11 protein-coding genes are annotated in these 14,175 nt (G+C 40.3%); 7 read left to right on the forward strand and 4 right to left on the reverse strand.

Annotation, left to right across the window (positions count from 1 at the left end):
* The first annotated feature begins 22 nt into the window (after positions 1-22).
* The 6 genes from ACJ004_RS26270 (at position 23) to ebgA (ending at position 9,416) form a co-directional block, all read left to right on the forward strand.
* On the forward strand, positions 23-1,303 hold the full coding sequence (locus tag ACJ004_RS26270; protein ID WP_410896057.1) for an ABC transporter substrate-binding protein: 1,281 nt from the start codon (positions 23-25) through the stop codon (positions 1,301-1,303).
* Positions 1,304-1,361: 58 nt separating this feature from the next.
* Positions 1,362-2,273 (forward strand): carbohydrate ABC transporter permease, encoded by a 912-nt coding sequence (locus ACJ004_RS26275; protein WP_410896071.1) that lies wholly within the window; start codon positions 1,362-1,364, stop codon positions 2,271-2,273.
* 36 nt (positions 2,274-2,309) lie between these two features.
* Positions 2,310-3,140, forward strand: a complete 831-nt coding sequence (locus ACJ004_RS26280) for a carbohydrate ABC transporter permease (RefSeq protein WP_410896058.1) — start codon at positions 2,310-2,312, stop codon at positions 3,138-3,140.
* Between the two features lie 126 nt (positions 3,141-3,266).
* Positions 3,267-4,565, forward strand: coding sequence for an MFS transporter (locus ACJ004_RS26285; RefSeq protein WP_410896059.1), 1,299 nt, complete (start codon positions 3,267-3,269; stop codon positions 4,563-4,565).
* Positions 4,566-4,580: 15 nt separating this feature from the next.
* Positions 4,581-6,278 (forward strand): amylo-alpha-1,6-glucosidase, encoded by a 1,698-nt coding sequence (locus ACJ004_RS26290; protein ID WP_410896060.1) that lies wholly within the window; start codon positions 4,581-4,583, stop codon positions 6,276-6,278.
* 84 nt (positions 6,279-6,362) lie between these two features.
* Positions 6,363-9,416 (forward strand): beta-galactosidase subunit alpha, encoded by a 3,054-nt coding sequence (ebgA, locus tag ACJ004_RS26295; RefSeq protein WP_410896061.1) that lies wholly within the window; start codon positions 6,363-6,365, stop codon positions 9,414-9,416.
* Positions 9,417-9,485: 69 nt separating this feature from the next.
* Here ebgA and ACJ004_RS26300 read toward each other — a convergent pair whose 3' ends face one another.
* From ACJ004_RS26300 to ACJ004_RS26315, 4 genes are all read right to left on the reverse strand, one after another.
* Positions 9,486-10,391 carry an SDR family oxidoreductase gene (locus ACJ004_RS26300; RefSeq protein WP_410896062.1) on the reverse strand — a complete coding sequence of 302 codons (906 nt, stop codon included), beginning with the start codon at positions 10,389-10,391 and terminating at the stop codon, positions 9,486-9,488.
* Between the two features lie 169 nt (positions 10,392-10,560).
* A complete protein-coding gene (locus ACJ004_RS26305) occupies positions 10,561-11,706 on the reverse strand; it encodes a glycosyltransferase family 4 protein (protein WP_410896063.1) in 1,146 nt (381 codons plus the stop codon).
* A 23-nt stretch (positions 11,707-11,729) separates the two neighbouring features.
* Positions 11,730-12,251 carry a phosphatase PAP2 family protein gene (locus tag ACJ004_RS26310; protein WP_410896072.1) on the reverse strand — a complete coding sequence of 174 codons (522 nt, stop codon included), beginning with the start codon at positions 12,249-12,251 and terminating at the stop codon, positions 11,730-11,732.
* A 71-nt stretch (positions 12,252-12,322) separates the two neighbouring features.
* Positions 12,323-12,538 carry a hypothetical protein gene (locus ACJ004_RS26315; protein ID WP_410896064.1) on the reverse strand — a complete coding sequence of 72 codons (216 nt, stop codon included), beginning with the start codon at positions 12,536-12,538 and terminating at the stop codon, positions 12,323-12,325.
* Positions 12,539-12,989: 451 nt separating this feature from the next.
* On the opposite strand from ACJ004_RS26315, the gene ACJ004_RS26320 reads away from it, so the two are divergent.
* On the forward strand, positions 12,990-14,165 hold the full coding sequence (locus tag ACJ004_RS26320; protein WP_410896065.1) for an ABC transporter substrate-binding protein: 1,176 nt from the start codon (positions 12,990-12,992) through the stop codon (positions 14,163-14,165).
* Positions 14,166-14,175: the final 10 nt, after the last annotated feature.

The following is a 14,175-nucleotide window of genomic DNA, read 5'->3' on the forward strand; positions in this document are numbered from 1 at the left end:
TCTATAGAGGGGGAAATTCAGAATGAGAAAAATCAGCTTTCTAGCCATGATTTTAGTATTAGTTAGCATCTTCTCCTTGGCAGCCTGTTCGAACAGTAGTTCAGGAGAAAAAGCTTCTGGTGGAACGGGAGAAGAGAAGGATGGAAAAGAAAATGTTACACTTCGCTTTGCTACCTGGGACTCCGGTGAAGCTCTGAAAATTCAACAGGATATTGCCAAAAAGTTTGAAGAAAAGAATCCGAGTGTAAAGGTTCAAGTGGAAGCTTATGGTGATGGTTTTGACCAGAAGCTAGCCGCATCCTTTGGTGCAAAAAATCCACCAGATATGATGTATATGTGGAATTTCCCTGCGTACTACGAGTCACTCGAACCGCTTGACAAGTACCTCGAAGGCGATACAGAGATAGATATGGACGATTTTTACCAAGGTCTATTTAATTATTCCAGTATGAATGGAAAACTTTATGGGATGCCTGCTGGATTTACAACCCGAGTTATGTATTATAACAAGGATTTATTTGATGCAGCCAACGTCCCGTATCCAAAGGATGGCTGGACATGGGATGATTTTCATCAAATTGCAAAGAAATTATCAGATCCGAGCAAAAAGCAATACGGTGTTGGGATCGTGCCAGAGCCAGATACGTATGATCTTCAAGGATTGGTATGGAGCAATGGCGGCAGCTTCATCAGTAACGATGGAAAAGAAGTTAAGGGCTATATGAACAGCCAGGAAACAATTGACTCAATACAACTTTTAAGTAATCTTCTAAAGGATAAGAGTGCGGTTCTTGTTGGTGGGAAAAACCAACAAAGCGGTGATGATATTTTCAAAGCTGGAAAAATTGCCATGTGGGAGAGCGGTATTTGGCCTTTAGCAGGATTTAAAGAAGCTAAAATGAATTTCGGAACGGTTGAAGTTCCTTCGTTCAGCGACAAACCGGCAAAAGGAGTTATTGCTTCATCGGCTGTTTCGATAGCGAAGGATTCTAAACATAAAGATCTTGCTTACGAATTTGTGAAATTTTATTCCTCAGCAGAAGCAATTAAAATGCGTACGGCCGATTTACCAGTTCGAATCAGTGTTGTTAAGGAAATGAATATGGAGCAGGATCCAATGTTAAGCCCATTCTATAAAATGCTTGAACGATCTGATGATACACCAGCGTTTCTTTTGAATAGCAATTGGAATGAAATTAACCGTAACCTGTCTGCAGCTGTTAATGCGGTAATGCTTGGGCAGGATGCTGAGAAACTACTTAATAAAGCTGTTCAGGATTCTGAGAAATACCTGAAGAAGTAAGACTAAATAAATGGGGTGTTCATTGTTGAAATCTTTACCTGCCTCTCCAACACCCTATGTGGAAATAAATAAGAAAAAGAAAATAAAGTGGGACAAGATTGTTCCACTTCTTTTTATCTCCCCATGGGTAATCGGGTTTCTTGCTTTTACGCTCGGACCATTATTATATTCTCTTTTTATCAGCTTTTATGATTGGCCGGTTGTCGGTGAGGTGACATTTATCGGTCTAGATAACTATAAGACCATGTTTATGGATGATCCGCTGTTTTGGCAATCATTATGGGTAACAGTGAAATTTGCTGCACTGTTTGTTCCTTTAAATATCATTGTCGCCTTGGTTTTAGCCATTTTATTGAATCAAAACGTAAAAGGTCACTCCTTTTTCCGGACCTTTTTCTACCTGCCGTCTGTTATTTCCGGCGTTGCTCTGGCGATGATCTGGGCATGGGTATTTAACGGTGAATACGGTATTCTTAATTATTTTCTTTCCTTAGTTGATATAACAGGTCCTAACTGGTTGAACGAGACGGGCTGGGCACTTATCGCAATGGTAATTGCCAGCCTTTGGGGACAAGGTACGATGATGTTAATCTTCCTGGCAGGTTTAAAAGGCATTTCGGGTGAACTTTATGAAGCGGCATCCATTGATGGAGCCAATAAGATCACACAGTTTTTCAAAATCACTTTACCGCTCTTAACGCCAACCATTCTATTTAATGTCATCACAACGATTATCGCAGCCTTCCAACAATTGACGTTAGCCCTGCTATTAACCGGCGGTGGACCTCTCAATTCAACCTATTTTTACGCTATGTATGTTTACGAAAATGCCTTTAAATATTTTAAAATGGGTTATTCCTCCGCAAATGCCTGGTTTATGTTTTTGATTGTTTTAGGTTTAACAATGCTAGTGTTTAAATCCTCGTCGGCCTGGGTGTACTACGAAGGAGAAGTTAAAAAGAAGAAATAGGATTACAGCCAATCTATCGATACGAGGGGGTTTACTATGAAAATAAAAAGAAGGGTTGAAAAAACCTTTATATATGTTCTTTTAATCTTTTTCTCACTATTATTTTTGGCGCCATTATTTTGGATGGTAACCACATCATTAAAATCACCTGAAGAGCTCTATCTGTTCCCGCCAAAGTGGATACCTTCCAGCCTTCACTTTGAGAATTTTAAGGAAGCGTGGATTTCCCAGCCATTCACACTTTTTCTAACGAATTCACTCACGGTGACAATCTTAGCAACACTTGGCCAAGTGGTTTCTTCTTCACTGGTCGCATATGGGTTTGCAAGGTTTACCTTTAAGGGAAGAGATTTCTTATTTATGGTCCTTCTGGCCACAATGATGATTCCATGGGAGGTGACGATGATTCCTTTATATATGGAATTCAACTTCCTAGGTTGGATCAATACGCTGAAACCGCTGATTGTACCTGCATGGTTCGGTGCTCCATTTTATATCTTTTTGATGCGCCAGTTTATTATGGGCATACCGAAAGAGCTGGATGAAGCAGCGAAAATAGATGGTGCCAATTCTTTTCAAATTTTTTATAAAATTTACCTTCCACTCATGAAGCCAGTATTAATCCTAGTAGGGGTATTCAGCATATTGAACTGCTGGAATGATTATTTAGGACCACTAGTGTTTTTGAATGATCAGAGCAAATATACACTGACACTTGGACTTGCGCAGTTTAAAGGAATGTTTGGCGTAGATATGGAAGGAATCATGGCGATTACTTTCTTAATCAGCATACCGCCGCTTATTTTGTTCTTCGCCGCACAGCGCTACATTGTTGAGGATGTTTCTAAATCAGGGGTAAAGGGATAACAAGTAATGTTTTTTATTCGAAAAACAGGCTCTATTCAGAAGGGATAATCCTTTGTAATTAGTTAGTGTATTGATGGGGAATTATCCCTCCGAAATTTTGTTAAAAATGAAAGGTTGAAACACTCTATGATACAGTCGTTAAGATTTCTTACTTTGCCGTCTGGTGTAAAACGTTTTTTGGCCACAGAATCACTTTACGGGCTGAGCATTGGAATGTTTACCTTGATCTTGAATCTTCATTTAATTGAAATGGGTATTACAGAAAAGCAAATTGGGCTCATCACATCGATGGGGATTTTAGTAATGGGAATCTTTGCAATTCCTGTAAGCATCTTAGCTAAAAAAACCGGTCGGAAAAAGCTGCTAGTAACAGGGATTACGAGCCTTGCCATTGGATGCTGCATTTTTGCTTTTGCAGAAAGCTTTGCATTCTTTTTTTTCGCTCAATTTGTGGTTTCGATTGGTCTAACGCTTGTGGAAACAACAGAAATACAGTTGTTGTTTCATTATAGTCGTTCTAAAAGGGAAGAAACTCAAGCTTATAGCTTTTTATTCGCAGTGTTTACTGCCTTTACTGGAGCGGGGACATTAATAGGCGGTTTTTTACCCAATTGGATTGAGTTTTCGGAGAGAGGTTACCAAAATACCTTAGTAGCCACATCGATTTTGTTTATATTATTAGCCTTTGTGAGGGGGGGACTGCTCCCTACAGAGCAAAGAAGGAAAACTGATACGCGTGAAGATATTGACGAGCGTAGAGAGAAGGGTTCTAAGGGGAAGGTTTCCTTTCGATCTAAAGGTAAGCATTCGAGTGATCTTAAGCAAAAATTACTATTCTTTGCTGTATTCGCACTGATTACTGGCGGGGCAGTATCCTGTCTCCAGCCTTATTTGAATTTATTTATAAAGTTTCGTTTCGATTTCTCGAATGAGGCTGTATCGATGCTACTGGCTCTAAATGGTTTTGCGCTGTTTATTGGTTCTGTTTTTTCACCGGCACTAATTGACCGCTTCGGGGTGAAAAAGACTTTTTCTTATATTTACATGGTGAATATCATTCTATGTTTTATTTTATTTTTAAACATCCAACCCTATATCTTTTCGACGCTTTTATTAGTAAGAGGCGGGGTTTTTACCATGCTGACCAATCTAGTTGACAGCTTATCGATGTCATCATTTAAGGATGAGGAGCGGGATTTGTATGCGGGGATGAGAGCAGTATTCCGAAGCATCGGTTCTGCAGTAGCCGCATTTCTAGTCGGCACGATCCTAGCTGGAAAAAACTATACTCTTCCATTTTTTTTAGCGTGTCTCCTTCTCCTCCTTGGCTATGCGTATTTTACTTATATAATCAGACCAAAATTCTTCGAAACGGATCAAGAATTTCGGATGAAAACGAAGGATGAGATAACAAATGAATGTTGAAAGCGAGTGGACCGCATGTTTGATATAAAAAAAATCCCCTTCAGCCGATATGGTTCTTTTATAACCATTTCACCAAACCACCACGAGGATGGGGAAAGTCCGCTTTACCTCCGCAATATCCGAAATGGGGATAATGAGTTTGGCGAGGTGTTCCGGATTGATCTAATCCATGAAGGGATCATCCAGCCATATAAGACGGTACTAAGTCCGAGCATGCTCCGGCTCGATAGTGAGGAAGGGTTTGCAGAATTTTGTATAACAGAAGCCCGTGTTTTACAACTAAGAAGCCATGGCGTGGGGGTAAGACTGACAGGAATTACAGGTGCTTATGATTATGCTGTTCCTGTGGAAAATGGCCGATGGGAAGTGAATCACTCGCGGCAGGAAATGCGGTATATGCTTACTTCGATAAAGGGACGCCTCGTAGTGGATGCCCCTTTCATTGAACAGCGCTGTGAAAAAATAATTGTCGATTTTCTTCCAGATTTGTACTTGGGGGAAATGGAAGGTGTGATAGAGGAGTTTACAACCGTCTATCAGCACCGTTCGTACGGATCCTTTACAGAGGGACACGAGCACGTAACTAAGGAATATGAGTCCTGGCTGGAGACTACCCTTGAAATACCTGAAAAGTTTGCAGGAGGGAAAGAAATGGCATCCTATATTACCTGGTCATGCGTGGTGCCGCCGGAAGGAATGCTGACTAGGCCTGCGATGTACATGTCGAAGAACTGGATGACAAATATTTGGAGCTGGGACCACTGTTTTAATGCTCTGGCGTTAGCAAAAAATAACCCCAGCCTTGCCTGGGACCAGTTTATGATCTTTTTTGATTTGCAGGATGAATCTGGGATGCTGCCGGACTTCGTCAATAACAGGTCTGCATTATGGAATTTTACCAAACCGCCCATTCATGGCTGGACACTAAGGCGAATGTGGGAGCAAAACAATTTTGTGACAGAGGAAAAGCTTCACGAAATTTATCAGCCGCTTGAAAAATGGACGAAGTGGTGGATGACTTTTCAGGACAGTGACCAAGACGGGATCCCACAATATAATCACGGAAATGACAGCGGTTGGGATAATAGCACGATTTTTCACAAAGGGACGCCAGTTGAAAGTCCAGACCTATCATCTTTCCTAGTGCTGCAAATGGAAGTTCTTTCGGAAATAGCCTGTAAGCTTGGAAAAAATGATGAAGCTAGAAATTGGATGGACGAGTCTCAAGCCTTGTTAAATAGAATGATTGCCCATTTTTGGAACGGACAAAGCTTTACAGCAAAACGGTCTGGGACACATGAAACCATCGAATCTAACAGTCTTGTTTTATATGTCCCTCTGATTCTCGGAGATCGGCTTCCGTCGGAAATCTTAAACAAGTTGGTAGAAGATTTAAAGACTAAGGGATTCTTAACAGAACACGGACTGGCAACTGAGAGTCCAGACAGTCCTTTTTATAGGGAAGATGGATATTGGCGGGGACCAATCTGGGCACCAACCACTTTGCTGCTCACAGATGGCTTGCTTTTAGCCGGTGAAAAGGAAATGGTCCTTGAGGTGGCGGAGAAATTCTGTACAATGGCATCCACATCAGGCATGGCCGAAAACTATAATGCTCTAACTGGAGTAGGACTTCGTGACCCGGCATTTACCTGGACCTCGAGCGTTTTTCTTAACCTTGGACAACTTCTAGCCACAGAGGACACACGTTGATGAACAGGAACGGCGGCTAAAGTATTAATCAATTTACGCTTCCTCCGTATGCGAATTAAAACTTAACGATTGAGAGGCTGAATCATGAAAAAATTGAAAAGATGGGAAGACATCCATACAGATGGTATAAATCGCTTGAGTGCCCGTGCTCACTTTGTCAGTTATCCTTCTCTTCCAGCGGCAAAAATTGATGATACGGTCAAAAGCCGATACTACCAAAACCTAAACGGAACTTGGAAATTCACCTTCCTTGAAGCTCCGGAATACTGGCAGGATGGATTTTATCAAGATGACTTAGATACAACAGATTGGGACGATATTACGGTTCCCGGCAACTGGCAAATGCAAGGCTACGGGAAGATGCACTATTCAGATCTGTGGTATAACTTTCCGATTATACCGCCTCATGTCCCAACAGAAAATCCAACGGGCATATATCGGAGGGAATTTGAGTTAGATCGAAATTTAGACAATGAACAATTAATCGTTCGTTTTAATGGTGTGGATTCTGCGTTCGAATTGTATGTAAATGGTGAATTCGCGGGTTATAGCAAAGGGGCTCGCATTCAATCAGAATATGATATTACAAATCTATGCAGACAAGGAACAAATACAATGACTGTCCGAGTATTCCAGTGGTCAGATGGCACGTATTTAGAGGACCAGGATATGTGGTGGCTAAGCGGAATTTTCCGTGATGTTGAACTATATACCCGGCCAGTTTCCGGTCTATATGACTTTACTGTAACGACAGAGCTTGATAGAGAATGGAAGAATGCGACCCTAACCGTTTCTGTGGAGTTAACGGAACAAGGCAGCCAGACCATTTCTTATGAATTAATGGATCCAGCTGGAAAGCAAGTTTTTATCGAGCAAAAAAAGGCGGAAGAACCTTTTAGCAAATATATAGAGTCACCCTTAAAATGGAGTGCGGAGCAGCCCAATTTATACCATCTATATATGACAGTAAAGGAAGATGGGAATATTATTGAAGTCATACATCAGCCAGTGGGATTCCGCTCCATAGTGATGGCGGGTGATACCTTCCTCGTAAATGGAGTGGCCATTAAGTTCAAGGGCGTGAACCGTCATGATTACAATCCGAGGACAGGACGAGTAGTGACCAGAGAAGAAATTGAACGTGATATTAAGACCATGAAGCAAAATAATATCAACGCCATCCGCACCGCTCATTATCCCAATGCTCCTTACTTTTATGATCTTTGCGATCAATACGGGATGTATGTGATTGATGAGGCTGATTTAGAATGTCATGGCTTTGAATTGACAGGAAAGTATGATTGGATTAGTAATGATCCGGACTGGGAAAAGGCTTTTGTTTCAAGGCTTGAACGGATGATTAAGCGCGATAAAAACCATCCATGTATCATCATGTGGTCGCTTGGAAATGAATCAGCTTTTGGTCATAATTTCAGGGCTATGGCCAAGCATGCAAAGGAAGTGGATCCGACTCGCCTTGTTCATTATGAAGGTGATTTTGAAGCGGAAGTGACTGATGTATACAGTACGATGTATACATGGCTTGAACATAAGGAAAGACGGACAATGGACCAGGTAATAGAAAAATCAAAAAAACCTCATATTCTCTGTGAATACGCGCATGCCATGGGAAATGGACCTGGAAATCTAAAAGAATATCAGGACATATTTTATAAGTATGATAAGCTCCAAGGCGGATTTGTTTGGGAATGGTTTGATCATGGGATTGAAACGGTGGCAGAAGATGGTACGGTTTACTATCGATATGGCGGTGATTTTGGTGATGACCCGACCAATGGAAACTTCTGTATCGATGGGTTAATTATGCCGGATGGTACTCCGTCCCCAAGTCTATATGAATATAAAAAGGTGATTGAACCAGTACAAACCGAATGTATTGACAGCGAGAAGGGCATTTTTCGTCTGATTAACCGATATGATTTCTTATCATTAGATCATTTAAATTTAAGTTGTTCATTATTTGAAGATGATCGTTTAATTGAAGCCCTTGATGTTGAGCTTCCAAAGATAGGTGGACGTGAAACAGCAGAGATTCAGCTCCCAGTTGGACAGGATATTGAAAAAGTCAGCGGAGCCAATTATTATTTCGTATTTTCATATAAACTAAATCAGGATACATCTTGGTCAGCGAAAGGACACGAATTAGCGAATGCTACCTTTGTGCTATCAGGAAAATCGAAATTACCAAAAGCACATGGTGACGGCGAGCTCCTTGTTAAAAAAGAGGGAGCGTTCCTAAACGTTAGTGGCAATGATTTTACCATTACTTTCGATTGTGTCAAAGGAACGCTGAAACAAGTAACCCGGAATGGAAAAATCCAGATCCAAAAAGGCCCACAGTTCAACTTCTGGCGCGCCCCGATTGACAATGATATGTACTTGCTTAATGACTATCGAACAAAATATTTCATGCATTTAGGACATGAAATCGTTGAGGATATCTGCTATGAGTTGAATAATGGGGTATTTGAATGGCATACGGATGCTTTGTATGGTACAACAAATAGTTCTTGGCACTATCGACTTAAATATCAATACAAGATTTATCCTGATGGTGACATTCTTTGCAGCATCAATGGATTAGCTTCCGGTATGAAAGACAATGCTCCACTTATGGTGCCGCGGCTTGGTCTGGACATGCAGCTTAATAATGATTTTGTCCAAACACAATGGCGCGGAAGAGGCCCCGGAGAGAGTTATCCGGATTCAAAACAAGCGAATTCTTTCGGTGTATACACTAAATCAGTTAATGAGCTGTTTACTAATTATGTGAAGCCTCAAGAGAATGGCAATCGTTCCGGCTGTGACTGGGTCAGCTTTACCGATCATGATGCGAACGGGCTCATTTTTATCTCGAATGAAACCTTTAACTTTAGCGCATCACACTACGAAGTTAGTGATCTTGAAAAGGCAAGGCATACAGTCGATTTGAAGCCTAGGGACTACGTAGTCTTACATATTGACTACAAACAAAATGGTCTCGGCAGCAATTCATGTGGCCAGGATCAACTAGAAAAATATCGTTGTCAATTCGAAGACTTTAACCTAACATTCCGAATATCTTCCTTCAACCCTGAAAAAATCACAGCGGTAGAACTTGGAAGAGAACAATGCTAAGGGTGTCATTCTAATGGTGTCAGGCACCATCCGTGGACATTTGTCCACGAGCGGTGCCTGACACTCTATTTAAGAACTAATATAGTCGCCGCCATTGACGTGTAGGGTTTGACCTGTTACATATTGAGAGTCCTGGCTTGCGAGATAGACGTAAGTTGGGGCGAGTTCAAAGGGTTGACCTGCTCGTTTCATTGGTGTGTCCGTCCCAAAGGTTGAAACTTGCTCAGCTGAGAAAGAAGAAGGGATAAGCGGCGTCCAGATTGGTCCTGGTGCTACAGAATTTACGCGAATGCCTTGTTTAACAACATTTTGGGAGAGCGAACGTGTAAAAGAAACAATGGCCCCTTTAGTGGATGAATAATCTATTAATGTCTTTTCCCCACGATAAGCTGTTATTGAGGCTGTATTAATAATGGAACTGTCTGACTTTAAATGGGGTAACGCTGCTTGGGTCATAAAGAAATAGGAAAAGATGTTGGTTGCAAATGTATTGATTAACTGCTCTTCAGAGATATCTGTCAACTTTTCACGTGGGAATTGCACAGCAGCATTATTAACAAGTATATCTATTTTCCCGAATGTTTTTATGGTTTGTTCTACGACCTTGGTGCAATTCTCCTTGTAGCGAATATCTGTTGGGAATGCTAAGCACTTCCTTCCAATCTGCTCGATTCTTGTCTTCGTTTCTTCGGCATCTTGCTGTTCGTAAAGGTAAACAATCACCACATCTGCACCTTCTTTTGCAAAAGCTACCGCAACCGCACGACCAATGCCGCTGTCTCCACCCGTAATAATGGCTACTTTATTTTGCAGCTTTTGACTGCCGGCATAGGACGGGTTTTCGTATATGGGTCTAGGATTCATTAAATATTCCAGACCTGGCTTTTGATTCTGATGCTGAGGTGGAAAGGCAATAGGTTGCTCTTCGCATTTTGTTTCTTTGCTGTAATAAGGATACATTGGATAGTTATTCATAAAGGTACCTCCATAACATGGGCTTAAAACTAAAACATTATATGCGTTGGTACCTTTTTCAGTTAACTTACTCGACAGATAAATCCATAAGCGGAAAAAATCTAATCAAACGTTTGATTAGCGGATTAAACGCACAAAAAATGAAGCACCCCTAGGAAGGGTGCCTCACTCATGAAATAAAAACCAGTTCGTTTCGTTCCTCGATAACATTTGTGTAATGCCAAATAAGATCTTCAAGGATCCGATCCCATCTCTGCGTTAATGCGTAATCCCTTCCGGAGAACCCCATTTGTTCACGTAGTCCATCATTAGATAAAATCTGAATAATCGCATCACTAAATTCCTTTACATTACCAGGTTTACATAAATACCCCGTAACCCCGGATTTAATTATATTCTTAACACCTCCAGACTTCGCCCCTATGACAGGGGTTCCGCTCGCAAGGGATTCAAGGACCACATTTCCGAAGGTCTCCGTAGGAGAAGGGAAAACTAATAGATCGGATGCTGAATAGACTTCGGCTAAGCTTTTTCCATTTAAGAATCCTGCAAAGCTCATATTTTCTGGGGCATGTGCTTGCAATTCCTCACGTAATGGGCCATCACCAACTATTAACCATTGTAATTTCTCATTTAATTCAGCTGGGATGGATTTTGCGACGGCTAATAGTGTTTTGATATCTTTCTCAGGTGCTAATCTGCCTACAAATGTTAACAGATATTTCCCCTTTGTCCTGTAAAGTCTTTGAACAGCATCTTTATCATAATAAGGGTGATAAAGTTGGCAATCTACGCCTCTTGGCCATATTTCTAAGTTTGAAAATCCATGGTGCTTTAACTGCAGGAAGGTTTCAGGTGAAGGAACGAAGAGTTTTCTACATGTCTGGTGGAACCAATGCATGTATTTCCAATGGATCTTCGAAAGAAATTGAAGGTGGTAATAGTGTAAATAATGATCAAAATTGGTGTGATAGGAACCGACAAGGGGAATGTTTAATTTCTTAGCAAAATAAACACCACAAAGGCCGAGTGTAAATGGGGTTGCTACATGAATTAAATCTGGAGAGAAAGCTTTTAATTCCGACTTGATGTGAAGAAGGTTTGGAAAAGCTAAGCGGCATTCAGGGTATAAGAAGAAGGAACGGCTTTTAAAAAGATGTATATTAGTAGAATTATCTTCATTGGAATAAGAGTCGGGTGCAAAGATCTTAAAAGCAATGCCCTGATCTCCCAAATAAGTAGTTAATCGTTTAAGTGTCCTGGCGACCCCGTTGATGTCTGGATAAAAGGTATCTGTGAAAATGGCAATTTTCATAAAATCCCTCCCGATCGTATACCTTATAACCACAATAAACAGAAGCAAAGAATCCCGGTAAGTGATCCGAGTATCCCTCCAGCAAGCACATCGGAAGGATAGTGAAGGCCTAAGTAAATTCTTGATATGCCTACACAAAGTCCTAAAGGGATTAGGACAATAGAAAGTTGTGGCAGGAATAGGATATATGGAGTCATAACAGAAAATATCGCAGTGGTATGTCCTGATGGAAAAGAATGATCTTGTAATGGATTTGCTGGAAACTTTGTTTTTTCTATTATCAAATAGGGTCTTTTTCGGGGAAACAGCAATTTTACAAAATGTACAGGAATGTGACTTGCTGATAAAGCAAGTGCACTGGCAATCGCTACTAGTCTAGTCTCCCTTGGCGAAAACATGAAGAGAAGCAAAGTTGCAGCGATTGTAATTCTTGCTCCACCAAGATGTGTGACCGTACGGAAAAAAAGGTTTAATAGTTTTTTATCAAAATGACGATTCACTTGCTGAAATAATCGGCATTCGAAACCATAAAACAAATGCAACATTCTCATAATCGCCAATTCCCCTTTATCAATTAATCACTTTCATTCCATTATTTAGTCGCCGTCAGGTCGAATTATTTAACACGGTTAGGAGGTTTTCTTCTTTCGATATTTTGTTGGATAAGATCGTTCGTACCGACTCGGATCGTGCGTTTTGTACAAAGAATCAAATCGGTTTCGATCAATTCCTTTGTATGTATATCTAAACCTGTTACCATGTGCCCTAGTTCAGCGAAACACATCCTTGCAACAAGCCAATCAAATCCTACTCGAGTAACGGAAACCTTCATCCAATCCCTCCTAATGATATTTCTTACTTAATTGTATAAGAGAATGGTCGGTTTTTTCCTTAATTTAATGTTAAAAGAGTGTAAAGTATTCGTAATTATTGGAAAAATAAAGAATAAATAATTTTTCACCCAAAAATTTTTGTGAATGGAAATTATAGGGAGTTTTTCCCGTTCTATTTTTAGTATAATTCATACAAAAATAAAGTGTTCGGTTTAAATAACTATTTTATGAGATTGGCATTGGAAGCGTTATCATTTTTCTTGATAAATCATAAGTTTCAGAAATATTTTAATAAATAGAATAATATACTAGACGAACCGGATTAATTGTTCTAAAATAATATTTATTAAATGGCTTAGACATTCTTATAGCTATTTTGTGTTAGATAATCTAACAATCTACGCGAAAAGATGTCAGAAAAATTAGACAAATAGAAAGAGGTCCTTAGATATGAAGAAGAATTGGGCAAAAATGTTTATGGCTTCCACCTTATTGGCCGGAGTGCTTGCAGGATGTTCAGGAGCAAAAGAAAGTTCAGGCAGTGAAGGTAAGACAATTAAAGTTGGTGTAAACTTAGAGTTATCCGGTGGGGTTGCTTCCTATGGGGAGTCACTTGAAAACGGAATTGATATTGCAGTCGATGAAATTAACAAAAAGGGTGGAGTTGACGGCAAAAAGCTAGAACTTGTTAAAGTAGATAACAAGTCCGAAGCTGCCGAGGCTACGAACGGGGCGATCAAGTTAACAAGTCAAGACAAAGTAACAGCGATTATTGGTGCGGCTACTAGCGGTGACACCGTGGCGCAAGCGCAAATCGCCAATGATACGAAAACAATTCTATTAACTCCGTCGGGGACAAGCCCAAATGTAACTGTAGGGGATGATGGAAAATTAAACGAATACGTTTTCCGTACCTCATTTATTGATCCATTCCAAGGAATTGTAGCTGCGAATTTTGCTGCAAAGGAATTAAAATTAAACAATGCAGCTATTTTTGCAGATAGTGCCAGCGATTATGCCAAGGGTTTAGCAGCTTCCTTTAAAGAGACCTACGAAAAGGCGGGCGGCAAAGTTATTGCTGAAGAGGCTTATGTTGCAAAAGATACGGACTTCCGTGCTACCTTAACTCGTATTAAGGCTAAAAATCCAGAATTCATTTTTATTCCTGGATACTATGAAGAAGTAGGTTTAATTGTAAAACAAGCTCGTGAATTAGGGATCAATGTTCCGTTAATGGGTGCAGATGGTTGGGATTCACCGAAGTTAGTGGAATTAGCTGGAGCTGACGCGTTAAATAATACATTTATCACAAACCATTACACATCTGAAGATCCAGATAAAAACATCCAAAAGTTTGTAACAACATATAAAGAAAAGTTCAATGGTGAATCTCCTAATGCGTTTAATGCACTTGGCTATGACACTGTTTATCTATTAGCTGATGCGATTGAACGTGCGGGTGGTACGGATACAGCAAAAATTAAAGATGCCCTAGAGAAAACAAAAGATTTGTCTAGGATTACAGGTACAATCACGATCGATAAGGACCACAATCCGATTAAATCAGCAACTGTTTTAGAATATAAAGACGGTAAACAAGTGTTTAACACAAAAGTGAATCCATAAGAATGGCAAA

Origin of the sequence: Neobacillus sp. 204 (assembly GCF_046562815.1) — a bacterium.
Lineage (GTDB): Bacteria > Bacillota > Bacilli > Bacillales > Cytobacillaceae > Neobacillus.

Coding starts and splice junctions, on each gene's coding strand:
- ACJ004_RS26305 (WP_410896063.1), bottom strand. CDS start 11,706: ATGAAAATTGCCATTTTCACAGATACCTTTTATCCAGACATCAACGGG.
- ACJ004_RS26315 (WP_410896064.1), bottom strand. CDS start 12,538: ATGAAGGTTTCCGTTACTCGAGTAGGATTTGATTGGCTTGTTGCAAGG.
- ACJ004_RS26270 (WP_410896057.1), top strand. CDS start 23: ATGAGAAAAATCAGCTTTCTAGCCATGATTTTAGTATTAGTTAGCATC.
- ACJ004_RS26285 (WP_410896059.1), top strand. CDS start 3,267: ATGATACAGTCGTTAAGATTTCTTACTTTGCCGTCTGGTGTAAAACGT.
- ACJ004_RS26280 (WP_410896058.1), top strand. CDS start 2,310: ATGAAAATAAAAAGAAGGGTTGAAAAAACCTTTATATATGTTCTTTTA.
- ACJ004_RS26320 (WP_410896065.1), top strand. CDS start 12,990: ATGAAGAAGAATTGGGCAAAAATGTTTATGGCTTCCACCTTATTGGCC.
- ACJ004_RS26300 (WP_410896062.1), bottom strand. CDS start 10,391: ATGAATAACTATCCAATGTATCCTTATTACAGCAAAGAAACAAAATGC.
- ACJ004_RS26310 (WP_410896072.1), bottom strand. CDS start 12,251: ATGTTGCATTTGTTTTATGGTTTCGAATGCCGATTATTTCAGCAAGTG.
- ACJ004_RS26290 (WP_410896060.1), top strand. CDS start 4,581: ATGTTTGATATAAAAAAAATCCCCTTCAGCCGATATGGTTCTTTTATA.
- ebgA (WP_410896061.1), top strand. CDS start 6,363: ATGAAAAAATTGAAAAGATGGGAAGACATCCATACAGATGGTATAAAT.